Origin of the sequence: Parendozoicomonas callyspongiae (assembly GCF_023502345.1) — a bacterium.
GTDB lineage: Bacteria > Pseudomonadota > Gammaproteobacteria > Pseudomonadales > Endozoicomonadaceae > Sansalvadorimonas > Sansalvadorimonas callyspongiae.
Window position 1 is genome coordinate 1 of the sequence record NZ_JAMFLX010000016.1, and the last position, 26,009, is coordinate 26,009.

A 26,009-nucleotide genomic window follows, 5' to 3' on the forward strand; every position below is an offset into this window, starting at 1 on the left:
AGCGCCAACAGATAGCCGCAAAGCTGTAGATTACGCCTCTGCACGAACTATGCGTGAAGCGTACAAAGCCAAGATGGCCAAGCTGGATTATGAGGAAAGGGAAAAGCAGCTGGTTGATGCACGAAAAGTCAGAGAGGAAGCTTTTCAGGCAGGTCGCCTGGTGCGAGATGCTCTTCTCGGCATCCCTGATCGTATGGCCGATATTCTGGCTGCAGAATGCGATCCTGGTAAGGTAAGAACTCAGCTTTACAATGAAATCGAATCAGCTTTGCAATCTTTAAGTGAGTCTGAAAGCACTTGACTATCGTGACCGGCTTTCCAAACTGAAAGAAGGCAGGGATGGCCGGGAGAATGTGTATGGATAGCGATAGAGAAGAAGAAGCCAAAAAGCAGCGCAAATATGATGAGACTATCTGCTGCGAAATTAACTTCAATGTGCTCAGTATTCATGGATCGATCAATCCCAAGGTCGACTCTCTGCCTTCACGCCTCACCGTTAAGTTGGTTCCCGCTTCTTTTAAGCGGCTGCTAAAAGCCAGAAGAGCTATTGATTCAGGTGTCAGCATTGCAGGTTGCCATCTGCGTAATAATGATTTCATAACAGATATTCCTGATATGAAACTGCACTGGGGCAAGCTGCTGGTTTCAGAAGGAAGCTCTGGCCGCTACCAGCTTGATGCGGAATGTTTCTGCCGAATGACTCACTGTTTCCTTCAGGCTGATAGAGAAGTCGATGAAAGCTGGTTTGATGAGATCCTGATATAACCGGTATTTATGTAACACCATCTCTCCGTGACAGATCTGGCACGGGTTAACCATGAAGCAACATTACCTCGAGGGGCTGCTATCTGGGCTCCGGCCTGATACGCGTTTGACTGTGTCGGAATGGGCCGATCAGCATCGCATCCTGCCCATGAAAGCTGCCAAAGAAGCAGGGCGCTGGCGTACAGCACGAACGCCTTACCTCAAAGAGATTATGGATTGTTTGTCTCCCTCATCTCCGGTGGAACGTGTCGTGTTTATGAAGGGTGCACAGGTCGGTGGCACAGAGTGCGGTAATAACTGGCTGGGCTATGTGATTCATCATACTCCGGGGCCAATGATGTATGTGCTGCCCACTCTGGATATGGCCAAGCGAACCTCCAAGCAGCGCATTGCTCCCATGATTGAGGAGATGTCCATTCTGCAGGAGCGGGTAAAAGATGCCCGATCAAGAGATTCCGGCAATACCCAGCTGGTGAAGGAGTTTCCCAACGGTGTTTTGATTATTGCCGGAGCCAACTCAGCCACTGGACTTCGCTCCATGCCTGCCCGGTTTCTGTTTCTGGATGAAGTCGATGCCTATGACGATGATGTGGATGGGGAAGGCAGCCCGATAAACCTTGCAATCAAACGGACGGCAACCTTCTCCCGCAATCGCAAAATCCTGATGGTCTCAACACCCAATATTGCCGGGGCCAGCAAGATCGAAACCGGTTATGAAAGCTCAGACCAGCGTCAGTACCAGGTGCCCTGCATCAGCTGTGGTCACTACCAGCCTATTGAATGGCAGCAGATTCGCTTTAAAGACAACGATCCGGATACAACCTGTTTTGAATGTATCGCCTGCCAATTCCAAATGAAGGAACACGACAAACCCAAACTTCTGGAAAGTGGCAAATGGGTTTCAATGAATCCCGAAGCTGACGGCAAAGTAGCAGGCTTTCATTTGAGCTCACTCTACAGCCCGAATGGCTGGTACAGCTGGCGGGATGCGGTGGCTGATTTTCTGGCCGCCAAAAATGATTCGGTTCTGCTGAAAGACTGGACCAACACAGTCCTTGGCCAGACCTGGCAGGAACAGGGGGAAACGGTTGACCATGAACTCTTGTATCAGCGTCGTGAACATTATCCTGCTGAAGTACCCTGGTCGGCAGAGGTCTTAACCTGCGGTGTTGATGTTCAGGATGACCGGATTGAGTTTGAAGTTGTGGGCTGGGGCGCAGGCGAAGAGAGCTGGTCGATTGAGTATTACCGGCTCTATGGTGACCTCTCCCGGCCAGAAATCTGGAATGTGATTGCTGAGAAGCTTCGTCAGTCCTACAGACGCGAAGATGGTGTGATGATGAATATCGCCCAGGTCTGTATGGACTCAGGCGGTCATTACACCGATGAGGTTTATGCCTTCAGCCGCCGGATGGGCATTGACTGGTTGATTCCGATCAAGGGGGCCAGCCAGGCAGGAAAACCCATCGCTAATTTCCCCAAAACCCGCAATAAGAAAGGTGTCTATCTCACTCTGGTGGGCACCGATACTGCCAAGGAGCTGATCTACCAGCGTTATCGGATTCTTGAGCCGGGGTTTGGTTATTGCCACTGGCCTATCAAAGACTGTTTTGATGAAGATTATTTCAAACAGGCCACGGCTGAGGAGAAAGTGCGCAAGTATCGCAAAGGTGTCGCTTACTTTGAATGGGATGCCCGCAAGAAACGCAATGAGGCTCTGGACTGTCGGGTTTATGCCCTGACGGCTGTCAGGATTCTGCAGCAGCATCGAGGACTGAATCTGGAGCGACTGGCAGAGCAGCGCCCTGAACCTGATGTGATGGCCGAAACAACCGCACTTGTTGAACAAAAGCCCCGCCCGAGGCGCTCGTCCCGTAGTTCCTATCTCGGATAGCAAGGAACAGCATGATTACAGAACAGGAATATATCGCCCTAAAGCGAGCAATACTGCTGCGTGACACTCGCACCGTAGAGTTTGACGGCCAGAAAGTGGAGTACAACAGCTTTTCAGAGATGGAGAAACGTCTGGCAGCTATTGAGCAGGAGCTGGTTAAGCAAAACAGGCGTCCACGGCAGTATGGCATCGTCAGTAGTAAGGGTATTTGATGGGGGTTCGGCAAAAGGTCACCGGCTTTCTATTAAGAAAGCTGATCAACTATGCCTATACCTCGGCAGGTCATGGTCGGCGGGCGGTTAGCTGGATGGCACCATCGACTGGACCAACCAGTGGCCTGACTGGTGACCTGGGCACACTGATCAACCGCAGTCGGGCCGCCCTTCGCAATGATCCCTGGGCACAGGCCGGGATTACCAAGCTGGTAGCCAATATTGTAGGCACGGGCATCAAACCCAAAAGCGAAGCGGTCGATGATCAGTTCCGCAAAGAGCTGCAGCAGTTGTTTCTGGACTGGACCGATGAATCCGATGCTGATGGCATGCTGGATTTCTATGGCCAACAGTCGCTGGCAGCAAGAGCCATGCTGGAAGCCGGTGAATGTTTTGTCAGGCTTCGTCCAAGAAAGCCGGAAGATCATCTTTCTGTTCCTCTGCAACTTCAAGTTTTAGAAGCGGAATTTGTTCCCTGGGGTTACAACGACCAGCTGGCCAATGGTCATACCATTCGGGCCGGGATTGAGTTTAACAAGATTGGTCAGCGGGTTGCCTACTGGATGCACCGCTCTCATCCAGTGGAGCAGTTTTCAATAGAAACGGCTGACCTGCATCGGGTTCCAGCCTCAGAAGTTCTTCATCTTTATGAACCTCTGCGTCCAGGGCAGCTCCGGGGGCAGCCACTTTTAGCCAGTGTACTGCTGCGGATGTTCCATCTGGACAAGTTTGATGACGCCACCCTACTGCGGCAGGAGATTGCTAATCTCTTTACCGGCTTTATTACCAAGCCCCACCCAGAACAGGAAAGAGTTGATCCCCTCACTGGGAAAACCATTCAAACTAACTTTGAAAATATCCCCATGGTTACCATGGAGCCCGGCACCATTCAGGAGCTGGCTCCAGGTGAAGAAGTGGACTTCAACACACCACCAGGTTCTGCCACGGGTTACCCGGATTTTATGCGCCAGCAGCTCATGGCCTCAGCAGCCGGAATGGGACTGCCTTTTGAACTATTGTCCGGGGATATGAAAGGCGTCAGTGATCGGGCACTTCGCGTAGTACTGAATGAATTTCGCCGCCGTATTCAACAGATCCAGCATAACCAGATTGTGTTCCAGCTCTGCCGTCCGGTTTGGAACCGTTGGCTGGATCTGGCCGTACTATCTGGCGCAATCTCTGCGCCTGATTACGCTAACCAAAAGAACAAATACCACCGGGTGAAATGGATTCCCCATGGCTGGGCTTACATTCATCCGGTGCAGGATATGCAGGCCCAGAAACTGGCCGTACGAAATGGTTTTAAATCCCGCTCAGAGGTGGTGTCTGAGCAGGGTTATGACAGCGAACAGATTGATGACGAGATCGCTGCCGATAACCGGCGCGCTGATGAGCTGCACCTGCAATACGATAGTGATCCCCGCCAGATTACAAAAGAACCCAAGCAAGGAAAGCAAACCCATGAGCGCAAAGCGTAATAAGCCCTGGTTCACTCTCAAAAATATGGCTGATAAACCAGCGGAGCTTCTGATTTATGATGTGATCGGTGACTGGCAGGGGCTTTCTGCCAAAGAGCTGGTCAATGAGTTGAAAGCCATTGATGCTGATGAACTGGTGGTTCGGATTAACAGCCCTGGCGGATCAGTGTTTGACGGTATCGCCATCTATAACGCCTTGCGCTATCACCCGGCAGATGTTCATGTCCGCATTGAAGGGCTGGCTGCAAGCATTGCCAGCGTGATTGCCATGGCCGGGGATATCATCACTATGGCTGACAACTCCCTGATGATGATTCATAACCCTTTAGGCTGGGTTGGCGGTGAAGCAGAAGATATGCGGCGTACGGCGGATATGCTGGACAAGGCCACGGAAGCCATTGCCCTGGCTTACTCTGGAAAATCTGGTCGTCCCCTTGAAGACATTACTCCATTAATGGCTGACGAAACTTGGTTTACCGCTAAAGAAGCCCATGAGCATGGTCTGGTCGATTTTGTTGACCAACCGGTTCAGTTGGCAGCCAGTCTGGATCTTTCCATTTTTCAGAATGTGCCGGATGAGTTAAAGGCGGCACCCCAAGCCAGTCAATCGCTGTCGCTCAACAGATCACAGGTGACAACTTCAGCTCCGGACGCTCTGGCTATCGTGCAGCTTTGCAATCAGGCTGGGTATCCGGAACTGGCTGAATCCTTTTTGAGAACTCAGGCATCTGTTGAGAATGTCCGCCAGCGGCTGACCGACTGCGAAACCATCAAAACCCTCTGTGCAGCGGCCCATTCTGACCAGGCCGCCACTTTTATTCAGGCCGGGAAATCTGTCGAGCAGGTAAGAACGGATCTGTTTGAGACGCTGGTTGCCAACCAAACCACTATTGATAACAGCCTGACACCCCAGCAACAGCACAATGAGCAGGAACCCAATAACAGTCCGAGTCTGAATATCGACAGTGAAGCGCTCTACCAAAAACGCAATAAAAACTGTTACGCCTGATCGCTCATCTCATCAGCAGTCCCCTTCATAGATAAAGGACCAAACCATGCCAACCCTGACGGAATCCGTGCACACCGGAGAATTTCTGGTGTCCGAAGGAAATAACACAATCAGCCGGGAGCAGATCGAACTGGCTCCCAGTTTAACCCTGTACTCCGGCACCGTATTGGGCAAAAACACAGCCACCGATGTGTATCGCCCTCTGGATGTTGATGCCTCGGATGGCAGCCAGATGGCGGCAGGCATTCTCTATAACAACACGACCACGGATGCGACTGGCGGTGAGGCTGTGTTGATTGCACGCCAGGCAGAAGTGGATCAAAGCCTTCTGATCTGGCCTGAAGCTATCACCGATGAGCAGAAGGCCACCGCCATCGGGGAGCTGGCGACCATGGATATCATTCTCCGCTAACGTCAGCAAACACGCCAATTTCTTCGAACAACCGGGAGATTTCACGGATGAACTTGATTGATATCTTTAGCAATGATGCGTTCAGCATGACCAGCCTGACCGCCACCATTAATGATGCACCCCATAAACCGGGCCGAATTGGGCAGATGGGACTGTTTGTTGACAGCGGTATCAATACCACCACAGCGACAGTGGAATCCAAGCAGGGAACACTGCAGCTGCTGCCCACCAAGGAACGTGGTGCACCAGCCACCCAGGGTAAAGCAGATAAACGTAAAGTGCGTGCCTTTGCTGTCCCCCATATTCCCCACGACAGCACCATTCTCGCGGATGAAGTCCAGAATGTGCGGGCCTTCGGCTCCAACAGTGCCCTGCAAGGTATCCGCACTGTGGTGAATCAACGACTGGGAAACCTGCGGGCCAACCACGAAGTGACTCTCGAACATCTGCGCTTAGGGGCGATCAAAGGCCAGATTCTGGATGCCGATGGCAGTTCGGTGATTTACGACCTGTTTCATGAGTTTGGCGTGGAACAGCAAACCCACGAGTTTGAGTTTTCCGATGAAGCGCTGGATGTGCGGGTCAACTGTATGCAGATGCGTCGTAAAGTGGATGAAGCTCTGGGGGTCACTATGTACGACCATCTCCATGCATTCTGTGGGGCCAATTTCTACGATGAGCTGGTCGGCCACGACTATGTGAAGGAGTCCTACAAGCGTTATCAGGCTGGAGCCATGCTGCGCAATGATATGCGTGATGGCTTCCACTACTGCAACACCATGTGGGAAGAGTATCTGGGGCAGATCGAGGGCGTTCCTTTTATCGATCCGGATGAGGCCTATGTATTCCCGGTTGGCTCCGATATTTTCCAGACTTGGTTTGCTCCGGCAGATTTCTTTGAAGTGGCTAACCAGATCGGTCTGCCGCTCTACGCCAAACAGAAGCCACTGGACTTTAACAAAGGCGTTCAGCTCCATACCCAGTCTAACCCGCTGCCTATCTGCCTGAAGCCCAGGGCGGTGATCAAATGCACAATGAGTTAAGCCAGACAGTGCTGGCCACTTTCGGCCAGCCGCTCATTTTGAATCGAAGCAACGGCAGCTCACAACCCATCACCGGAATCATAAAAAGGGATGTGCAGCCTACTGGCAGTTTTGATGCTGTGATGCAGAGGATCACAACCCTCACCATTGATCGCAACCTTTCCCTGCAAAGGGATGATCAGGTTGTTTCAGAAACCGGCAGTTGGGTTATCGACCGCCGGATTTATGATAACGGTTATCTGGCGACCTGGAGCCTGCATGCAGATTGATCTGGATCTCGATAGTACTCTGCAAAAACTGGTTCGGGAATTTCAGGAAGCACCAGCCAAAACAGACAAAGCTATCCAGCGGGCTCTCAGAAAACTATCAAGCTTTGCAGAGCGACAGGTGCTCAGAGCCTTAAGCCGTGCCACTCAGGTTTCCCAGAAACAGATCAAAGAGCTGGGACGAGTGCGACTGACACTTCATAAACCCGGTGAACGATCAGAAGATTATGAGTTGGTCATCTGGATCGGGCTGAATGATATTCCGGCTCATTACCTGGGAAGGCCAGTTCAAAACAGCCGTGGCGTCAGAACCGGCAGACACTTCTGGGAAAGTGCTTTTACCGTTCAACCTGCCAGCAGTTCCCGGGATATGGTGTTCCAGCGAGCACCTGACTGGAAGCACAAAAAGCAGCTCTCCCTGAAAAGTGGTCGAACAATCTGGATGGGGCTTCCCATTGAGAAAGTCAGCCTACCGATTGCGGAAGCGTCCCGCAAAGCTATTGATTCCCTTCAGCCCCAGCTGGTTGAGCGTTTCAGCACGCTGGTACAACAGGAGCTGAACTATGCCTTCCGAATCGAATGAACAGGCGATTGTGGATGCCATCGTTGAAAGGTTGAAGACAGTAGCAGACACGAGGCTCGGGTACTCTGCCATAGGACTGGAAGATTCCCTTTCAACACCGGCCATTCTGGTTCAACTGGAAAATTTGGTAGAAACAGCACGACAGGGTTCCCGGGAAAAGCTTCAGCTGCAGTTCAATATCAGCGCAGTAGTAAAAACATCCAAAGAAACCACCAGCGAATTGTTATCTCTGACCCGGCAGGTTCGTGAAGCTTTAAACCCTGTTGATCGTCTGAATCCTGCTTCCCGCAGCCACACATTAAGCGATACCCGTTTCGATATCGCGCCTTCTCGCGGACAGCTGTCGTTTGCTGACAGCACCCTGACCGTAGAAGCCATTTTGTAACAGCAACAACTCAAGGACGAACGCTATGTCATTCGTTGACCACAGTTTTATTGGAGCCGGTTCAGTTCATATTCAGCCTTATGATAAATCTGCCCCACTTCTGCCCATGGGCAATATCAGTGAGTTTGCCTTCAGCTTTGAAGAAGAGAAGAAGGAGCAGAAAAACTATCTGGGCGGTGGAGGTGTGCGCAATGTAGTATCCCGTATCTCCAGTATTACCGGTTCGATTAAGGCCCATGACTTTACTCCGGACAATATTGCCCTGGCGCTCCGAGCTTCATTAACAGAGATTGGAGCGACAGCTATTACCGATGAAGCACTGACAGCCCATGGTATTGATGGCGAGCTGATTCCTTTTGCTTACCTGCCCAACCTGAATCAAACCATTACAGTCACCAACAGCAGTGCCCAAGAAATGGTGAAAGGTACTGACTATGAGCTGACCAAGTCTGGCATTCAGGTGATTGGTGGTGCAGGTATTTCCAGCGAACAGTTGACCGTGGATTACACACCACTACCGGGCAATATGATCCAGGCCCTGGTGGAATCCGGTAAAGAGTTCACTCTGTTTATGGAAGGACTGAACGATGCCCAGGAAGGCAAGCCGTTCACTATCAAAGTCCACCGGGTGAAATTCTCGCCGGTTCAGAACCTTGGTTTTATCTCCGAGGACTTTGCCGAGATCTCGCTGGCTATGGATATCCTGGCTGATGTCACCATTACAGGAGCAGGGTTAAGTACCTTTATGCGACTGGATCTTGCCGAGTAAGTCTTTCCTTCCCTATTCCCGTAATGGAGTCACTCCATGGCTCTTCGTGATTCTGCCATTCGCCTTACACTCAAAGCCCGAGACCTGCTCTCTCGTATTGTTAGTAAATCCAGCGAATCACTGGAGCAATTAGAGAGCCAGGCCAAGGGCTTAAAGACTCGCCTGAAAACTCTCGAACAGCAATCCCGCCTTCTGTCATCCTTTAAAGCTCAGGCCAGTTCGGTTCAGTCAGTTAGTCGTGCTTACCGCGAAGCTCGCTTAAAAGTAGAACGGCTGGCCAGGGAGCAGGCCCAGGCTATTTCGCCTTCCAAAAAGCTGAATAACCAGCTGGTGTCTGCCCGCAAAACTGTGACAGGGCTCTCCAGCCAATACCAGAAGCAAAAACAAAAGCTGGCAGAGCTTCGGGATGAGCTGGCTCGTAATGGCTTATCAAACAGAAACCTGGCCCGGCAACAGAACCGTTTGCAGGCAGAGTTCAAGCAAACTGCAGAGTCCCTGGATAAGGTTCAAAAGGAAGCCAGGCAATCACGAACAGCACTGAAGAAAACCGGCTTTAAACAAGCGGCCCGTGATGCAGACAAGGCTGATTTCAGCGTAAGACGACTGGGGCAGTCTTTCCGTAATCTGGTGCTGGCGGGAACCGGGTTCTACCTGTTGAAACGCTCCATCCAGGGTGTTCTGGAAACCGGCGATAAGTTCGAGCGGTTGGCTATCCAGATGGAAGCTTTGATGGGATCGGTAGAAGCTGGTCAGCAGGCCACCGAATGGATCAAGGACTTCACCCGCAGTACCCCACTGCAACTGGATCAGGTCTCCGAGGCCTTTATCCGGCTGAAGAACTTCGGCATTGATCCGATGGACGGCACCTTGCAGGCATTGGTGGATCAGAATGCCAAGCTGGGTGGTGAGTTTGACCGGCTCCAGCGTATCTCGCTGGCGGTAGGACAGGCCTTCGGTAAAACAAAACTGCAGGGCGAAGAACTCCGGCAACTGATCGAGGCCGGTGTTCCGGTTTGGCAACTGCTGGAAAAGGCTACCGGCAAGAACGTCACCGAGCTCCGCAAATTCTCTGAGGCCGGTGCTCTTGGGCAGGATGTGATCAAGAGCCTGATTGCCGAGATGGGCAACAGCAGTCTCGGGGCCGCAGCCAAGAATATGAAAACCATGTCCGGTCTTGTTTCCAATATGAAAGACCGATGGCTGCTGTTTCAGAAAGCAGTCAGCGACTCAGGCTGGACGGACTATATCAAGGCCCAGCTCACCTCTCTCGGCAACCGTCTTGATGAGTTGGCGAACGATGGCAAGTTGCAAACACTGGCGAAAAATATCTCCGGCACATTTATCGCCATAGCCGAAAGTATCAAGCAGTTTTTCTCCAACCTGACCATTGATGAAGTGGTGAACAGCACCACGGCGGGTTTCCAAAAAATCGTTGATGCAGCTGGTGGAGTGATCACTACCTTTCAGATTTTGGGAAATGGTATCGGGGCACTGTTTAACAGTCTGAAGCTGGTAGTTAAAGGTGCGGCGACTTTTATTACCGGGGCCATTGCCCAGATATCCAAAGCTGCAGCAAACATTGTCGGAGCACTGGGCTTTGAAGAGCTGCAACGAAAGATTGAATTCTTTAGCGATGGCTCTCAGGCTGTGATGTCAGCCTTTGCTGATTCAGTAGTAAAAGATGCCGAGAAAATCCGCAGTAACTACGAAACAATCGGTGAAGCTTTAACCCGAGAGACACCCAAGGTAGCCGATGCTCTAGCGCAGGCCAAAGCCAGCATTGAGGCCACAGGTGCAGGAATTGAGGAAAGTAATAAAAAGGTTGAAGCCAGCCAGAACAGTCTGAAGAAAAATACCGAACAAGCCACCGATGAGGCAAAGAAGAAATACGCTGCCCTGAAAGAAGAAGCATCGGGTGTTGCGGATGCATTGTCTGGCATAGAGGACGCTGGTGAGGCGGGAAGTGAAGGCTTGTCACGCGCTTCCGATATTTCTCAGGCCATGGCTAACCATATGGGAGCTTTGAAAAGCGAGCTGGCAGGCATGTCAGCGTCTGCCCTGGCTGCCTTTGAAAACCTCAATCAAGTTACTGAAGCCGACACCCGCACACTGGAATCCGATATTGAATCCCTGCGCCATACCCTTGAGCAAACTGTGGCCCAAATTCAGGAAATGGGACAGGGTTTCCGAGGACTGGATACGTCCGGCCTCGGTGAGTGGATGTACAACACCAAAAAGACCTCGCTTGAGGTGAAGGAATCCTTTCTCGAACAGAAGCTGGCTTTTGAAGAGCTAATGCAGGCATGGGAAAACGGTGAGCTGACTGCTGAATCCTTTTCCCGACAGGCCGCCGATGCTGCTGATATTCTCGACTTCCTCGACCAGCAGGATATGGACACTCTTAACCGCGCCCTGGCTCAGGCTGAGCGGCAGATGCGCAGCCTGCAGGACAGTAGTCGCTCGACTTTAGAAAGCCTGCAGGATGAACTGGACAGACTCGAGGGCAATACAACTGCAATTGAAAAACGTCGTTATGAAAGCCGGAAACGAGATCTCGAGCAACAGCTGGCAGAGGCACAAAGCAGCGGCAATTCAAAAGCCATGGTCAATCTGCAGCAAGCTTTGTCACTGAACAGTGAAGTGTTCCAGAAAACCAGCAAACAGAGAAAAGCAGAAGAGCGCCTGCAAAGGCAGCTGAATTTAGAAAAGCAGAAAGCCGAACTTCCACAGCAAAAACAAACGCCTGTTACACCTTCGAAAGTGATTCGGCTTGAGTATCCAGATGGCTCAGTGAATGTCGGTGTTAATCAGGGTGACGATACCAAACTGCTTCGTGCCCTGAAACAGGCCGGTATGAGGGCAACATAAATGCAACTGGATACCCTGACGCTGCCGGATAATTTTCTCTGGGTAAATGAATTTGACTGGTCACCAGTCGCGCAAAGTGTAGAGCGCAGCCTAACCGGTGCTTTTGTAGTTTCGGAAAGTCAGAAAACTTATGGGCGCAGCATTGTTCTGGGTGATGGAGAAAACAGCTGGCTCACGCTTGCCGAGCTGGAAGCCTTGTTTGCCCTGGCAGAAACACCTGCTCACAAGATGACTCTCACCTTGCCTGACTCCAGAACTTTCACCGTAATTTTTGACCGGACAGAAGGCTCCCCGTTTGAAGCCCAACAGGTTTTACCTCTAGTTACACCTGAAAGCGAACATTACTACACCGTGGTTATTCGGCTGCTGACGGTTGAGGCAGATTAACAAGGACAGTTTATGGCTATCAACAAGGAAGATATCAAGCTGTACGAGTCCCAGAGGCTCACCGATGACGAAGACGGCGGCGGCAGGGCTACCGGGACGGAGGTTGTGGACGGACAGGTGAATAACCTGTTCCGGGATATCTCCCGGATAGACCGCACAGTGGGTGATGTTTCTATGCGTAAGGTGTTTGCCGGGGTTAGTACCGATAATGTTGATCCCTACCTTGGAGCTCATGTCATTCTTACCTCTGCTCCAGAGGATGAGAAAGTCGGTGTGGTACTGTTTGATACAGGGAGCCAGACCGATGAACGCTCTGATGCCCGCAACCGTATCGAAAGCTATGTGGTGCCTTCGGTAGACACCAGCTGGGATCTATTGGGTAACCAGCTGCAGGGCCAGCGTACCCTGCTGGCGGTACAACGGGAGCAAAGCCGCCTGCCGGAGATCGGGGAGGTCTACCGGCTGCTGAATGAAACCAGCTCCGAGGAGCAGTATGTCCGCATCACCTCTGTGGACAGCCGCGTGGAAACCTTCACCTATTCCACCGGCCAGAGTTCCTACGTGGACTTTGAACGGCGCAGGCTGGAGCTGGGGGTTTCAGCACCACTGGAGTTTACCTTTCCAGGAGGCATTCCTAATCCAGCAGGTATGGATAAACAGAACGGTGTGGATAATACCCGGGTACAGGATACCCAGGTTGCTGATGCCGCCCGCTACTATGGCATTCAACATCTGGAGGAGAATGCCAACAGTGGCAAACTGACGTTTAAGGTGAAAAGTGTTTATGGAGAGGTGGTGCCCAGTGCACAGAGTGAAACACCACTGATTAACCAGGATGGTGTTTACACTGCCCGGGTGATGCATGCCACCAGCGGGGCCAGTCGTAGTGTGTCACTTTCCTTTGGTTTGATTGGTGGTAACCAGTCACGGGCCTTTTTACAGTCAGGCGCTGTCCCCAGAACTATCACATTGAGCATTGCTGGTGGCACATACAAAGATAATGGTGACGGCACATTTGGTCATACCAGTGGCTCCAACCCTTTCGACAAACTGACTGTTGATTATGAAAGTGGTCAGATCGATGTTTGGAAATCTTCTGGTAGTTTTGCAAGCGGTGCGTCAGCGTCCTATCGCCCTGGTGCTGTGATGGTTGGAGATATGGTCTCCGCAGAAATGGAGATTACCAGCCAGAACCGAGGTTTCAGTTATACCTTTGACTTGGGAGCGGGGGGTGGCCTTCCGGAACCGGGCACATTGATTATCAGCTATCTGGCCTTGGGGAAATGGTATGACCTGACTGATGCAGGCAACGGTGTGTTGGAAGGTTTTGGCACTGGCACAGTGGACTATGCCTCCGGGGCTGCATCGGCAACCCTGCAGGCCATGCCCGATCCTGACTCGGCCATCGTTATCGCCTACAAACTGCAGAACAATGATGAGGTCACCATTCATGCAGGCTCGGTGACACCTGGTCAGTTTGAAGTACGCCATATCACTGAGAAACCCGGCATCAAGCCGGGCAGTGTTTCCATTACTTACCAAGGTGACGGGAACGAAAAGACCATCACTGATAATGGCTTCGGTATTTTGCAGGGCGATGGAACCGGAACGGTTTACTATGCCGATGGCATTCTCAGTATTGTGCCAGAAACCATTCCAGATGCTGGCACTGATCTGTCTTTATCCTATGAAGAAGGTACGGTCACCACCATCAATATTCCCGGTACTCCAGATGGGGCGGGAAACTTCACCGGTACAATTCCTGATGCGCCATTACTTCCTGGAAGTATCAGCCTGGAATGGCTGGTGGAGCGTGAAGCCAGCCGGGGCAGCATTATTGAAGGCGCAGCTAATCTTGATTTTACTGAAACCCAGACCCGTACTGCCCATGATGATGGTCAGGGTGGCTGGCAGGATTTCACCGGCACTATTGATTATGCCTCCGGAGCATTTACCGTCAAAGTGGCTGGTGATTATCAGTACAGCCAGCCTCGTGCTGTGCGTCAGGGTGGTGGCCTTGGCGGTGGCAGTTACCAAATGGTGTATGACAGCTTTACCAAAGCTGAAGTATTCCCAGGTGATGGTGTTATTTCCAAAGCGCAGAGCAATAGCCTCAGTCATGTGCCCAATACAGAAACCATTACATCTCCGGAGATAACCGTTGACCTGTTACCTCTGGTCAGTGATGCCATTCTACCAGGCAGCATTATTTTCACCTGGGCCGGTGAAACCTATTTTGATCGGGCTGGTACGCTCTACAAGAACATCAGCAGCCAGACAAATGCAGGCACCGCTGTCGGCTCCGTCGATTACACCGGAGGACTCGCCACCTTCACAGATTATCCCGATGGCCTGAATGGAGGGTTGTCCATCAAAGCCATGACCACTTCCCGGGCAGGTTTTCAAACCAGCCATATTGCTTTCAGGACACCGGGCGCTCCGCTGCGGGCAGGCAGTTTGCAGGTTTGGGCCAACCGTGCCGATACCGGGGAACGCATATCAGCATCATCTAACTTCAATGGCAATATTGTCAGCTCGGAAATGGATGGCTTTGTTGATAGCGAAACCGGTTGGTGCAAAATCCATTTCACGGACGGGACGAATGATATTGATGTGCTTCCGCAAACAGTCTCTTTCAATACCGTTGTTCTCACCAGTATTCCCTTTGACTCCTCTCTGATTGGCCTTGATCCGGTGCGCCTGCCTGCCGATGGTCGTGTACCGATTTACCGTGCCGGTGATGTTGTGGTGCTTGCCCATACCCAAAGCACGGATGTGGGCACACCTTCGGATGGGCAGGTAATTAACATCAACAGAAATCATCAGGTTTCTATCGCTGTTGTTGATAGTGCGGGGAAGGCTCTTGATCCATCACAGTACACCGCCAATCTAGAAACTGGGCAGGTAACATTCTCCAGCCCGCTCATTCTGCAAGATGTAGGCGGTAATGCTTTAACCGGGCCTTTCTCGGTTCAGGATCGCATCGAGCAGATGAGCATCGTCTCTGATGTTCAGATCAACGGTGATATCTCCATCATTGCACCACTGGCATGGGATTTCCCCCAAGGCTCCACTGTCAGCTCTGCTGTGGTTTATGGCGATCTGCAGGCCCGGGTAAAAAACGAGTTTTCCCAGCGCACCTGGAACAGTGGTGCTCCTAATTGGATGAACTCACGTGCAGGTGATGAAACCACAGCGCAGTACAACCTGATTAACTACCCCATTCAGATCGACAACAAAGGAGCCATTGAAGGTAAGTGGGCTTTGGTGTTTACCGGGACATCGTCGTTTCAAATTATTGAAGAAAAGTTGGGGATTATTGGTGCCGGATCAACATCTGCAAATGCAGCACCTGTTAACCCAGAAACCGCTACACCTTACTGGACGGTTGAAGCTGATGGCTGGGGGAGTGGCTGGGTATCAGGCAATGTTCTGCGCTTTGATACCGAAGGTGCATTAGCTCCACTTTGGCTCGTACGAACAGTGCTGGCCGGACAAGGGACTCGACAGGATGACCAGTTCACCTTACAAGTCAGGGGGGATGCAGACTGATGGCAAGTTATAACGGCGATGGAACCCAGGCAAATCCTTATCTGATCGAAACGCCTGAGCAGATGCGGGATGCATTTCAGGGTGGCGGTGGCCACTATGAAGTCATCAAAAATATTGATATGGGTGGCATGGATATGGGTGGGTATTTTTCCGCCACTTCCTGGATAGATGGCAAAGGCCATGTCGTAAGCAATGCCGGACAAAGCGGTTCATCACTTTATAACGATTTTAATGGCAGGCTTTACAACCTGCATGTCCAGTTTATCAAGACCGGGCCTTATGAGATCTCAAGAATAGTCGGGGATGATTACGGTTTTTTCGAAAATGTCCGTTTTGAGTTTATGGATGGGCAGATTCAGAGCTGGGCGCAGTTCAGAATCTATGGTGACCGCATCGGCAGCTGTACCGGAGTAATCATCAATGAGTACCACGGCAGTGACCGGACAACCTATTGGTGCAACAGCGGCAATACGAAAATAGATGTTTCGGCGACGGATACAGACCCTGCCAGCTACCCCGGTATTGATAGCAATGTTTGGGATATCACTGGCGGCTCGGTTCCTGTGCTGATTCCGCAAAGTGGAGATTATTCCGCCTATACCCATGTGATGGGAACAACGCTGGTGGATGGTAATCCGGTCTCACGAATTGTTCGGGCCGTCGGGGCTGGCAGGCATGAACTGATCTCAGAAACAACGTCCGGGGCTGATGGCAGTTATGATCTGCAAACCTCTCCCTATACCCATGGTGTGCTGGTTTATACTTTTGATGATTACGGCACCACTCTCCTGCCGGGAACAGTTTACGAGCTGGACGATATCACCCACCCCAAAGGCCCAAATGGTTACCGGTATATCTGTGTCCAGGCTGGTACAACCGGCGACCCTCTTCCTGATGCTCCCTGGCCCACTGATCAGTTGATAACCGGCACAGCCATTTTTAATGCCGAAAAGATTGTGCAGCCCTTTATGCACGGGCCTGTTACTCCTGTACCTATTTACAGCTGACAGGAGGCGATATGGCAATCTATGCACCGGATGGTTCGGCCCTCAATCTCTCCTCCGTCATCAACTACCAGGTACCTGTCGGAGATAATCTTGTTATCGATGTATCTTCCGGGACAGAAATCAGCAGCTATGTTGCCGGAACTCTGCAGGTTGAAGGGGAACCTGCCCGACGAGACGTGTTTGCTCTGAGCTTTCACCAGCAGGATATTCCTGGTGTTGGCTATCAGCGCAAAGTGCTTGGAACAACAACCAGTGAGGCTGATGGAACATTTCACTTGGAAGTTGGAGCTTTCAACGATCCCGTTTTGGTGATTGCCGTCGATCACTACGGCACGACATGGCAGCCAAACACCTCTTATGCCGTGGGGGATATTGTTCATCCCACATCCTCAGATCAGTACCTTGGTTTTGTTTACCACTGCACTGAAGCGGGAATATCTGGAGCGGATGAACCTGCCTGGTGGGTCGATACTGGCAGCAATGATACCGGTACCAGTGGAACAGCCACATTCCAGGCAAAACAATATTTCCAGCCAATTTGCCATGGGCCAGTTATACCGGTAGCTCAAGCGAGTAACAGTTAGTGACTTACCCGCTGCAGGCTGGTGATGCAGTTCGGTTCTCTTTCTTTGGTTCTGTTTACACTCCACCACCTGACGGCAATCTGCTGCAACTGAACCTGGCTACCAGCGGAGTGGTGATTGCTTTTCCAGAACCGCCTTCACTGGTAGTTAGGGTTGCCTCTGCCTGGGGAGAAGGAACAAATCAGTCCGCAACATCTCCTACTGGGTGGAACGATGCTGCAGAAAAAAGCACTTATGTAACTAGTTGCCACCAACAGGCCGCAGAGCTGCCAGCAGAAGACCGCTCCTTGGGCTGGGATACAGTTCCCTCACAGGAAAAAGTAACAGGGGTAGGTTGGAGCAAAGCAAAGGAACAAGAGGCTGAAACAGAAACCCGGTGGTCGGCCACCAAACCAACAGACCCGTCCCCAACACTGGGTTGTTGGGGTAAAGCCCAATCCACCGACAGCCTCGCCACCAAGGCTCTGTGGGGGCAACCCGCCATCAAAAATCTGGCTTATGCCACACGGTGGTTCAGGGTCGATACCACAAGCCCAGAGTGGCGGTTAAATGATAATCGGAAACCACCACTCTGGAATGACCCTCCCGGCGCACTGGCCTTTCGTTTTCAGGGTGTTGTTTACCACCCACAATCAATGCCACCAATCTGGTTTCAATTTGGTGGCAGTATTTCCGAACACCCCATCCAGCCGAAAGATTCCCCGCTGGGCATCCGTTGGCTGCAGGTTACACAACATAACCTGTCTGCCAGAGTTCCATGGGGTGAGGGCCGATATGAACGAATCAGGGACAAAATCAAGCAGATTCCCTACAGCGGGGAGAAAGGTCCGGAAACCCCACCAGAGCCAGCTGAAAACAAGGATTGCTATCTGCTTATGAATACAGTCAATGTGGTGCGCTTAAATTATGGAGAGGGCGATGACACTCCAATAGAGCTTCTTGATATCAGCATCGAGCTGGATATCGACTCCTTCACATGGCAGCTGCAGGCTACTGTAGCTAATCGTGCAACTCTGGCCATGATTGAACCTGATGCCGCTGGAACAAAGGATATCAGGGTAACGATCAATGGCTGGGAGTGGGTATTTATGGTGGAGAGTTATTCTGCTCAGCGCAGCTTTAACCGGGAGAGATACTCTATCCGTGGCCAGAGTCGCACCCGGTTACTATCGGAGCCTTATGCTCCACTACGCACGAAAACTGAAGCTTCCCCTATCAATGCCAAGCAAGCTGCACAGGTCGAACTCACCGATACCGGATTCACTCTGACATGGGACACTTCCAGCACTGGAACCACACCGGATTGGACATTCCCAGCAGGTGTTTTCAGCTATGTGGATCAAAGCCCGATGCAAGTGATAGCAAAAGTCGCTACCACGGCAGGAGCTGTTGTTATTCCAGCAACAGACACAGACAGCTTTCTCGTGCAGCCACGGTACAAGTTCAGTCCTTGGGCGTGGGGAGAGATAAGTACACCCATTGATCATTCAGTACCTGAAAGCATGGTGCTGAATATGAGTGTGGAGTGGTCACCGGAGCCTGCCCATAATGTCGTATATGTATCGGGTACCTATGAAGGTGTTGCTGTGGAGGTGACGCGCAGTAGCACTGCCGGGGATAAACCGGCACCGGATATTATCGAGGATTGGTTGGTGGATGTGGCCGTAAATACCGAGCGTGGCAGAAACTTCTTATCAGGGGGAGGGCCGCAGGCCGTTGTGAATATGGATATTCCATTGACCAACTCTGAACAGGAACCTGGGCTTGTTCTGCCAGGAGAATTGGTGGAAGTTATGGAAACGCCATCGTGGGTGGGGTTGTGTCTATCTACTCACATAAAAACAGGCAGTAGCGGTTCCGGCCGTGTTGTTCAAACCCTTGGTTTGGAAAAACACTACTGATGGCGACTGCAAACCCTTGGAAGCGATTTTCAGAACTTCTCCCTAAACCCACTCGAATAGTGGCAACTGTGTACAGTCATAACAAAAATGGTACCAGCACGTTGGTTCTCCGCAATGGAGAGCACCTGACAGTGAAGGGAGAATCAGTTCCTATAGGGGAGTTAGCCTTGGTGGAAGATGGAATCATCCAGCGCCAACTACCGACTCTGCCCTTTCTGAGCGTCACAATTTAACCTTGATACAACTTGGCATACATTTATACAGTTCGATACACGACCTATATCAATGTATTGCAATTCATAATCCTTCATCCTACCCCGCAAAATAACTGCTGATAGGTTTTTATTCGGAATATCGTTCCATACAAATCAGCGATGCCAGCATTTTTGTCTAAATGAACAGTTTTGGCTTCACAATTCAACTTTCGTCGAAGGTAGTAGCAATGGACTGCGAATCTGTTGCAGGCGCAATAACATTCTTACATAGGAATGTTAGGAATACCCGGGCGGTAGCGTGAATAATTACCATCAACTCTATTGAATTTTCGGTTTTATCAAGAGCGCATAAGTATTATGCGTGCCATTCCAGATTTTCCGTGCCAGATCTGCTTATAAGCCGGTCAGACAAGGTTGTTATGAGATTATTGTCAATTTTGCGCTTTCAAAATTCATCCCGAATATGCACTTCCCTCTTAAATTGGCCGGTTATTCCCATACTGTTATTGGTGGCTTCTTTATTATTTGGGGTAAACCCTGTTCAAGCTAAAGAACAACCGAAAGAAAATGCCCTGGAAGCCCGTATCAATATTAAAAACGGGGATCTATTAACGTTTGTACGCTGGGTTGCGAAAGAAACGGGTAAAACATTTATTATTGATCCTCGCGTTAAAGGAAAAATCACGGTTGTTTCACAAAAGTCATTGGAAACTGAGCAGATCTATCAGTTGTTTCTGTCGGTTTTGCAGGTACATGGCTATGCCCTGATTGACGAAGGGGGGATTGGTAAGGTTGTACCAACTGTTATAGCACGAGAAGGCGGTGTCTCTCTGGCCAATCCTGAGGAGTTACAAGGGGACAAGCTGGCCGTTGTTGTTCGGGACCTTGCAAATATCAATGCCCAGCAGGTGATACCAGCACTTCGACCTCTTTTGCCGCAATCCGGCCATTTAAGTGCCATGCCAGGAGGTCGTGCACTGATTATGGTCGGTACAGCCCAGGTGTTGGCTCAGGTTAATGATATTGTTGACCGCCTGGATAAAACACCTGAGCTGGCTCTGGATGTGATCCCGCTGAAATATGCCCGGGTCAAAGATGTTTTGAACACTGTGAAAGAGATCGCGCAGAGTTTAACCACCAACACAGGCTCACAGGTACAGTATAAAATCACGGTCAGTGCTGATGAGCGCACTAATTCCCTGATACTGGCTGGGGATAGCCAGTTCCGGGAAAAATTAAAGCAACTGATTCACACGCTTGATAGCAGCAAGTCGGGAACAGATAACACCAGGGTTCTCTACCTTCATTATCAAACTGCCTCTCAATTGGTTCCTATCTTGCAATCATTAAGTGGAAGCCTGAAAGGCACGGAGGAAGGGGCCGTTCAGCAGAATGTGGAAGTCAGTATACAGGCCAACGACACCAGTAATGCTCTGATTGTAACCGCTCCTCCCGGATTAATGCATACCATGGAGCGGGTGGTACGTCAGCTGGATTTGAGAAGAGTGCAGGTTCTGGTGGAAGCCGTCATTGTCGAAGTCAGTGATCGGGATATTAGTACTCTTGGGGTCCAGTGGAATACAGCGGGGACGGCATTGAATGGCGAAGGCTGGTATGGCGGAACAAGAAACGGCGTAGCCAATCTGGGCAGCCTGGACTCGTTTCCGGGCAATCCAGTGGCTCTGGCAACAGGGCTTTCACTGGGTTTTTATCATAATGGTTCTCTGCGTGCGCTGATTCGTGCCCTGAAAACATCAGACAATGCCAATATACTTTCGACACCCAGTCTGGTGACTCTGGACAATGAAGAGGCCGAGATCGTCGTTGGCCAGAACATACCCTTTGTAACCGGCAGCTCGACAAGTTCATCCACTGACACCAATAACCCTTATCAGACTTATGAGCGTAAAGACGTTGGTATCAAGCTCTCTGTTAAGCCAAGAGTAAATAGGGGAGATGCCGTCAGTCTGGAGATCTATCAGGAGATATCCAGTGTCGGGAATGCCAATGGAGCCCGGGATATTGTGACCAATCAGCGTTCCATCAAAACACGGGTGCTGGTCGATGATGGCAAGACGCTGGTGCTGGGAGGTCTGATTTCTGAAGAAGAAAAAATCGCCCATGATGGTGTACCACTCCTGTCAGATATCCCGTTGCTGGGCGGTCTGTTTCGTAGCAAAAAGGTAGAAAAAGAAAAGAGAAACCTGATTGTCTTTTTGAAGCCCACCATTCTGCGGGATGAATTATCCGCCGAACAGGCCAGTGCCGACCGATATGAACGCATTCGTATCAACTCCAACCTGCCAGCCCCGACCCTGGACGATGTCTGGACTTTGGTCACCCCTGAGGAGGATGCATCTGATGGACGAAACTCGCAGTCATCAACTCAATAAACAAGCAGCTAATTGTACGGCTTTTGTTTTGGTCTTGTTGTTATGCTGGCAGGTAAAAGGGTTGGGTGAATCGCTTTGGGACCATTGGTATGGAGAGCCATCAGCTGGCTGGAAACCTATCAAAATAGCCAGTGAACAAAAGCAGAAACGAGTAGACCCGTACCAGGCACTTAATGGGTTTGAAATGTTTGGCACCTTTCAGCCGGAACTGAATACGGTGGCAGAGAGCCTGCCGGACACCAAGTTACCTCTGGCATTACAGGCCATTTTTTATAGTGCAGACAGTCAACGTTCCACTGCAATGGTAGACACTGGCAGTAAGGCCGTTATGGTGCAGGCCGGTGAAGAAATACAACCGGGAGTCACTCTTTACGAAGTGCGCAAAAATGGCATTACGCTATATCGGAAAGGCCAATACGAGCGGCTTGAATTAGACCAAATTGTGATGGAAGGAATTGAGGTTGAGAAGCGAGCCAAGAAAACTTCGGATTTTATGAGTGCGGATATGCTTGCTATTAAGCAGCGGTTGGAAGAAAAAAGGATGAGTTTTGTTTCGACAAAGCAATAGCAAGACATCCAGGGCTCAAAGCAAATTAATATCCTTAATCTATGGGCATGATTATTACGTGAAGATGAAGAAATATGTGTTTTTGCCAGTTGGACTGGCTGCATTAATCGCCATAAGCACCGGTGTTAGAGCCGACTCGTTTACTACTCCATGGGGTGAGCCTCAAAAGATAAAGAGTATTATGGCCTTCTCAGAGGGGAGCACAGACTCAGTTGCGATTGAATTTAAATACAATGAATCCATGCTAAACCCTGCAAAATGTACGCTCATAGATATGTACATTCTGCATGTGACAGACTCGGCTGGTAATAACGTCGGTAGAAATATCATGTCAATTGCGTTAGCGGCAGGAACATCAGGATCTTCTGTACAGTTTAAAGTGCACAGGACTGGCTGCAATAAAAATCGACCGGTCGTCTCTGACCTGCGTATAATTTTTGATTGATTAATGGTGATTGTAGGCATTGCATCATAGAAAGAATGCGAGATAGTTAGCAACAGAATCGTTTAAATCAGTATCAACAAAATTTCTGAACAGAGCCCTGTGGATATCTGCCAGGTACGTTTTTATGAAGAAATATTTTTTCCCTTTAATTCTACTTTTGAGTGGCCCTCTGTTGGCTGATTCAGATACTGGCATTATTACAATGATTGAGTCAGAGGTCGTTTCAAATCATCAAGCTTTACAAATCAGTTTTGGCGAAGGTGTAGGAAATAGATTTTGTAATCATGTCGATGCTCGATATCCTGATAGTGCTTACCTAGCAAAAAACGCGCCGAATTTTGATGCTATTCTGGCAATTTCACTTTCAGCATATATGGCTGGTAAAACTGTTACTATAACAACTGAATATAGTGCACATCAAGATAAGCGATGTGTGATTAAAAAAGTGAGATTGAAATAGTAAGAGCTTGTTTCATAAGTGCTTAAATTGAGGTTTTGAGCATTTTGAGTGGAAATGTTTTTATTTGAAGCTGTAGCAAGTAATGTTCTGGTAGCGCTATACCTCAAATAAGTTTTGGAATTTAAATACGATGAAATATTTATCATGTATATTTATTATCATGATTTCTCTGTCTGCACATGTAAATGCCAACAGTCAATGGTGTACTGGAAATATAAAAGGATTATACTTGCATAAGAGTGGGAGTCGGCTATGTTGCCTTTAAAGGTTGAAAGCCAAGGCATCCAATAATTTTATTGCTAAGGCGCTCTAACGTTAGCTCATATTTGCCTGTCAGAGCCCTGCGCCAGCCCAGGTAATGCGGCAGGTACTTCGTTGCAACACCATGAAAAATCCCTGAAGTCCATCCCTTCAAGTGGCTGTGGTACGCATTGACGTGCTGCAGGTGAAAAACACCATCTTTAACTCTCTCTCCAGCGGAAGTGACCAGTTCTTTGAAGGTGAACCCTAATGTCGCAGCAAGCTTCTCATGTGCAAGCGTTGCGTCTGCACACACAACGGTTTCCACATCAATCCGACCATTGAGATGGCGACAGAGCTCTTTAGCTGACTCATTATTCAAAATGCCATCAACTGTATGACATGAGCGGTCTCTGGCAACCATGACTGGAATCTTGCGACAATCTGATTTCTTATCATTCCCCCGTTTGCGGGCCGGCCTTGGAAGATTCTTTCTCTGTCCTTTGAAGGATTCTCGAAAGAAAGTTTCGTCAAGTTCCGCTATTCCTATGAGCTCCGATGCCTGATCGTTAGTTATGGCCTCAAGAATGCGGTGCCGCCAGCGAAAAGATGTTGTCAGTGTAACCCCACACTCCCTTGCTGCGGGGCGCAATGTCAAAGAGTGAGTCATGCCTTCGAGATACTGACTCCACTTTTCAGGGTGCCGTAAACGAGCCAGTGGAGTGTTGGAAAACGAGTTCAATGTTTTGTTACAACACTTGCAACGGTAACGCTGCCGCTGATTGCGAATACCCCAACGATACAGCTCTTCTGATCCGCAATGAGGGCATTTGGGAGCCTTCACAAAGCTACTCTCAACAGCTGTTGCAATATCAGAAGAGCAAGTTTGCTCATTCAAAGAGTTGTACAGAGTATTTTTCTGTTGCTTGGTTAATAACGGGATTGAATTAAGAATGTCTTGGAACTGTTGAGACTGCATAACTGAGCCTCTATCTGGGGGAGGTCAAACAAAAGTAGCTCTCTCAACCCTTATGGGCAACATAGCCGTGGGAGTCTATATATAACCGGTAGTTGGCGAAATGAGTGGACTCAAGTTTGCAATATAAAACAAGAGTGGAAAGGAGTCACAGAGGATGTTTGTAATTGGTGGGCTTCCATTTCTCAAACGGCAAAGACAAAAAATAGTAAAGTAGTTGTTGCTTATTCGGATGTTCCTTCGTGCGGTTCAATTTCATCTTATCATTTAGCTCCCTCTCCTGAGTACATAATGTTGGCACCATAATAATTTAACAGATTTTACAGATACAGTTATGTCGCCAGAGAATGGAAAGAATCGATAATGCACTATCGATTCAGAATTATGGCGATGGTCTTTACCAGTTTGCAAAAAATTCAGTTTCAGCCAATGTAGTTTCGAATAAATTATAAATTTGAACTGGGTTTTAGGTTGGTTTGCTGTATCACAAATTGCTGCCTGCACTATAAAAATAAACAATAGTTTTATTGCTATTTGATTCAGCACTTCTTTGGTGATGCATTTTGAAAAAGTTGATTATTTTATTTGTTTTTGGTTCGGTAATGGTTTCATCTTACCTATTTGCCGAGTCTTACAGTGGTAAAGTTTCTTACATCAGATCCCCAGATGGGAGACCATGTCTATTTGTCACTTTAAGTGGTATTAACAATGTAGATGGAACCGGTAGTTCATGGTTCGTTATTAGCCAGAAACACTTGGGTTATAGCGAGATATATGGAATGATCGTGGCATCAAAAATGTCTAATAAAACAGTCAAAGTTCATACAGCAGAAAAGAGAAATCAAGAATGCAGTAATCATGCAGAAGTTAATGTTGTTGAAGTTATGTAGTCTTTCCACTATGCCTGTTTTTGAATGAATCTAACTTCAAAATATTATGTGAAGCTGAATGCAGACTAAATATTATTACACATAAGAAAATAAATGAATGAATAGATTAATGTTATTGCTACTTTTGGTTCTGCCCATGTATGGGTATTCTATTACTGAAGAAACATTAGACATCAGTCCTGATGATATAGTATCAATTCGAGCTCACGCCTCTAATCATTCACTTCAAAGAGCCAGGAATATGCAGATGCTTTGGGTGGATGGTTTGGGTCATGGGTGTGAAAGTGTGTATTTGTATTCGATTCCAGATGCAACTGTATATTCGACAGTTCTAACGGCCTTATCCTTAAATAAAAATATGTTGATATATTACGAAGTTGATGGAAGTAGTCGTGGTCCTTGGGGAGACATGAGATCATGCAGACTAACATCTGTAACCATAAAAAATTAAATCTATTTGTATACGGAAGAAAATTTATTCACATTATTGATCATCCTAAGTATGGTATTAACATATTATGTTTAAAAAAAGTAAAATATTTTCAGTAATTATACTAGTAAGTGCATTTACACAGCATGGCATAGCATCTGAATTCTCCTTCAAAACATCTATTGAAAAGGTTAGTGGTTACGCGCGGAATTCAGCCTATTCAGAGCAGCATTGTATAGTTAATTTTACTGATATCTCTCCATCAAGGTGTTCAAGT

At 49.2% G+C, this 26,009-nt stretch carries 24 protein-coding genes; 23 read left to right on the top strand and 1 reads right to left on the bottom strand.

The window, feature by feature from the left end; translation table 11 throughout:
• The 22 genes from M3P05_RS12335 to M3P05_RS12440 form a co-directional block, all read left to right on the top strand.
• Positions 1-301, top strand: a 301-nt coding sequence (locus tag M3P05_RS12335; protein ID WP_249699985.1) for a hypothetical protein, incomplete at its 5' end; no start/stop codon positions are given.
• A 56-nt stretch (positions 302-357) separates the two neighbouring features.
• On the top strand, positions 358-765 hold the full coding sequence (locus tag M3P05_RS12340) for a hypothetical protein (protein ID WP_249699987.1): 408 nt from the start codon (positions 358-360) through the stop codon (positions 763-765).
• Between the two features lie 148 nt (positions 766-913).
• The gene (locus M3P05_RS12345; protein WP_249699988.1) at positions 914-2,659 is read left to right on the top strand and encodes a phage terminase large subunit family protein; all 1,746 of its coding nucleotides are present in this window, start codon (positions 914-916) and stop codon (positions 2,657-2,659) included.
• An 11-nt stretch (positions 2,660-2,670) separates the two neighbouring features.
• The gene (locus tag M3P05_RS12350; protein ID WP_249699989.1) at positions 2,671-2,871 is read left to right on the top strand and encodes a phage head-tail joining protein; all 201 of its coding nucleotides are present in this window, start codon (positions 2,671-2,673) and stop codon (positions 2,869-2,871) included.
• A complete protein-coding gene (locus tag M3P05_RS12355; RefSeq protein ID WP_249699990.1) occupies positions 2,871-4,349 on the top strand; it encodes a phage portal protein in 1,479 nt (492 codons plus the stop codon). The genes M3P05_RS12350 and M3P05_RS12355 overlap by 1 nt, the downstream gene beginning before the upstream one ends.
• Positions 4,333-5,358, top strand: a complete 1,026-nt coding sequence (locus tag M3P05_RS12360; protein ID WP_249699991.1) for a head maturation protease, ClpP-related — start codon at positions 4,333-4,335, stop codon at positions 5,356-5,358. The genes M3P05_RS12355 and M3P05_RS12360 overlap by 17 nt, the downstream gene beginning before the upstream one ends.
• Positions 5,359-5,404: 46 nt before the next feature.
• Positions 5,405-5,770: a head decoration protein gene (locus tag M3P05_RS12365; protein WP_249699992.1), complete on the top strand. Its 366-nt coding sequence runs from the start codon at positions 5,405-5,407 to the stop codon at positions 5,768-5,770.
• A 47-nt stretch (positions 5,771-5,817) separates the two neighbouring features.
• Positions 5,818-6,813: a major capsid protein gene (locus M3P05_RS12370; protein ID WP_249699993.1), complete on the top strand. Its 996-nt coding sequence runs from the start codon at positions 5,818-5,820 to the stop codon at positions 6,811-6,813.
• On the top strand, positions 6,798-7,082 hold the full coding sequence (locus M3P05_RS12375) for a hypothetical protein (protein WP_249699994.1): 285 nt from the start codon (positions 6,798-6,800) through the stop codon (positions 7,080-7,082). Before M3P05_RS12370 ends, M3P05_RS12375 begins: the two co-directional genes overlap by 16 nt.
• Positions 7,072-7,662, top strand: coding sequence for a phage tail protein (locus M3P05_RS12380; protein ID WP_249699995.1), 591 nt, complete (start codon positions 7,072-7,074; stop codon positions 7,660-7,662). The genes M3P05_RS12375 and M3P05_RS12380 overlap by 11 nt, the downstream gene beginning before the upstream one ends.
• On the top strand, positions 7,643-8,047 hold the full coding sequence (locus M3P05_RS12385; protein WP_249699997.1) for a DUF6838 family protein: 405 nt from the start codon (positions 7,643-7,645) through the stop codon (positions 8,045-8,047). Before M3P05_RS12380 ends, M3P05_RS12385 begins: the two co-directional genes overlap by 20 nt.
• Positions 8,048-8,072: 25 nt before the next feature.
• Positions 8,073-8,816: a phage tail tube protein gene (locus M3P05_RS12390; protein WP_249699998.1), complete on the top strand. Its 744-nt coding sequence runs from the start codon at positions 8,073-8,075 to the stop codon at positions 8,814-8,816.
• Between the two features lie 36 nt (positions 8,817-8,852).
• Positions 8,853-11,684 (top strand): tape measure protein, encoded by a 2,832-nt coding sequence (locus M3P05_RS12395; protein WP_249700000.1) that lies wholly within the window; start codon positions 8,853-8,855, stop codon positions 11,682-11,684.
• A complete protein-coding gene (locus M3P05_RS12400) occupies positions 11,685-12,071 on the top strand; it encodes a hypothetical protein (RefSeq protein WP_249700001.1) in 387 nt (128 codons plus the stop codon).
• Positions 12,072-12,083: 12 nt separating this feature from the next.
• Positions 12,084-15,623 carry a hypothetical protein gene (locus M3P05_RS12405; RefSeq protein ID WP_249700003.1) on the top strand — a complete coding sequence of 1,180 codons (3,540 nt, stop codon included), beginning with the start codon at positions 12,084-12,086 and terminating at the stop codon, positions 15,621-15,623.
• Entirely contained in the window at positions 15,623-16,630 is a 1,008-nt protein-coding gene (locus M3P05_RS12410) for a hypothetical protein (RefSeq protein WP_249700004.1), read from the top strand. Before M3P05_RS12405 ends, M3P05_RS12410 begins: the two co-directional genes overlap by 1 nt.
• Positions 16,631-16,641: 11 nt before the next feature.
• Complete coding sequence (locus M3P05_RS12415) at positions 16,642-17,214, top strand: hypothetical protein (protein ID WP_249700006.1); 573 nt, start codon at positions 16,642-16,644, stop codon at positions 17,212-17,214.
• On the top strand, positions 17,214-19,115 hold the full coding sequence (locus tag M3P05_RS12420; RefSeq protein ID WP_249700007.1) for a hypothetical protein: 1,902 nt from the start codon (positions 17,214-17,216) through the stop codon (positions 19,113-19,115). Before M3P05_RS12415 ends, M3P05_RS12420 begins: the two co-directional genes overlap by 1 nt.
• 724 nt (positions 19,116-19,839) lie before the next feature.
• Positions 19,840-21,723 (top strand): type II secretion system secretin GspD, encoded by a 1,884-nt coding sequence (gene gspD, locus M3P05_RS12425; protein ID WP_249700009.1) that lies wholly within the window; start codon positions 19,840-19,842, stop codon positions 21,721-21,723.
• Positions 21,692-22,291, top strand: coding sequence for a type II secretion system protein N (locus M3P05_RS12430; RefSeq protein WP_249700010.1), 600 nt, complete (start codon positions 21,692-21,694; stop codon positions 22,289-22,291). Before gspD ends, M3P05_RS12430 begins: the two co-directional genes overlap by 32 nt.
• A gap of 58 nt (positions 22,292-22,349) precedes the next feature.
• The gene (locus M3P05_RS12435) at positions 22,350-22,736 is read left to right on the top strand and encodes a hypothetical protein (protein WP_249700011.1); all 387 of its coding nucleotides are present in this window, start codon (positions 22,350-22,352) and stop codon (positions 22,734-22,736) included.
• Positions 22,737-22,860: 124 nt separating this feature from the next.
• The gene (locus M3P05_RS12440; RefSeq protein WP_249700012.1) at positions 22,861-23,196 is read left to right on the top strand and encodes a hypothetical protein; all 336 of its coding nucleotides are present in this window, start codon (positions 22,861-22,863) and stop codon (positions 23,194-23,196) included.
• A 250-nt stretch (positions 23,197-23,446) separates the two neighbouring features.
• On the opposite strand, the gene M3P05_RS12445 is transcribed toward M3P05_RS12440, so the two are convergent.
• Positions 23,447-24,415, bottom strand: a complete 969-nt coding sequence (locus M3P05_RS12445) for an IS1595 family transposase (RefSeq protein WP_249700013.1) — start codon at positions 24,413-24,415, stop codon at positions 23,447-23,449.
• A 560-nt stretch (positions 24,416-24,975) separates the two neighbouring features.
• Here M3P05_RS12445 and M3P05_RS12450 point away from each other — a divergent pair.
• The gene (locus M3P05_RS12450) at positions 24,976-25,302 is read left to right on the top strand and encodes a hypothetical protein (protein WP_249700014.1); all 327 of its coding nucleotides are present in this window, start codon (positions 24,976-24,978) and stop codon (positions 25,300-25,302) included.
• The last annotated feature ends 707 nt before the right edge of the window (positions 25,303-26,009 follow it).

Coding starts and splice junctions, on each gene's coding strand:
- M3P05_RS12385 (WP_249699997.1), top strand. CDS start 7,643: ATGCCTTCCGAATCGAATGAACAGGCGATTGTGGATGCCATCGTTGAA.
- M3P05_RS12365 (WP_249699992.1), top strand. CDS start 5,405: ATGCCAACCCTGACGGAATCCGTGCACACCGGAGAATTTCTGGTGTCC.
- M3P05_RS12400 (WP_249700001.1), top strand. CDS start 11,685: ATGCAACTGGATACCCTGACGCTGCCGGATAATTTTCTCTGGGTAAAT.
- M3P05_RS12445 (WP_249700013.1), bottom strand. CDS start 24,415: ATGCAGTCTCAACAGTTCCAAGACATTCTTAATTCAATCCCGTTATTA.
- M3P05_RS12410 (WP_249700004.1), top strand. CDS start 15,623: ATGGCAAGTTATAACGGCGATGGAACCCAGGCAAATCCTTATCTGATC.
- M3P05_RS12360 (WP_249699991.1), top strand. CDS start 4,333: ATGAGCGCAAAGCGTAATAAGCCCTGGTTCACTCTCAAAAATATGGCT.
- M3P05_RS12375 (WP_249699994.1), top strand. CDS start 6,798: ATGCACAATGAGTTAAGCCAGACAGTGCTGGCCACTTTCGGCCAGCCG.
- M3P05_RS12380 (WP_249699995.1), top strand. CDS start 7,072: ATGCAGATTGATCTGGATCTCGATAGTACTCTGCAAAAACTGGTTCGG.
- M3P05_RS12350 (WP_249699989.1), top strand. CDS start 2,671: ATGATTACAGAACAGGAATATATCGCCCTAAAGCGAGCAATACTGCTG.
- M3P05_RS12340 (WP_249699987.1), top strand. CDS start 358: ATGGATAGCGATAGAGAAGAAGAAGCCAAAAAGCAGCGCAAATATGAT.
- M3P05_RS12440 (WP_249700012.1), top strand. CDS start 22,861: ATGAAGAAATATTTTTTCCCTTTAATTCTACTTTTGAGTGGCCCTCTG.
- M3P05_RS12430 (WP_249700010.1), top strand. CDS start 21,692: ATGGACGAAACTCGCAGTCATCAACTCAATAAACAAGCAGCTAATTGT.
- M3P05_RS12405 (WP_249700003.1), top strand. CDS start 12,084: ATGGCTATCAACAAGGAAGATATCAAGCTGTACGAGTCCCAGAGGCTC.
- M3P05_RS12390 (WP_249699998.1), top strand. CDS start 8,073: ATGTCATTCGTTGACCACAGTTTTATTGGAGCCGGTTCAGTTCATATT.
- M3P05_RS12355 (WP_249699990.1), top strand. CDS start 2,871: ATGGGGGTTCGGCAAAAGGTCACCGGCTTTCTATTAAGAAAGCTGATC.
- M3P05_RS12415 (WP_249700006.1), top strand. CDS start 16,642: ATGGCAATCTATGCACCGGATGGTTCGGCCCTCAATCTCTCCTCCGTC.
- M3P05_RS12345 (WP_249699988.1), top strand. CDS start 914: ATGAAAGCTGCCAAAGAAGCAGGGCGCTGGCGTACAGCACGAACGCCT.
- M3P05_RS12395 (WP_249700000.1), top strand. CDS start 8,853: ATGGCTCTTCGTGATTCTGCCATTCGCCTTACACTCAAAGCCCGAGAC.
- M3P05_RS12370 (WP_249699993.1), top strand. CDS start 5,818: ATGAACTTGATTGATATCTTTAGCAATGATGCGTTCAGCATGACCAGC.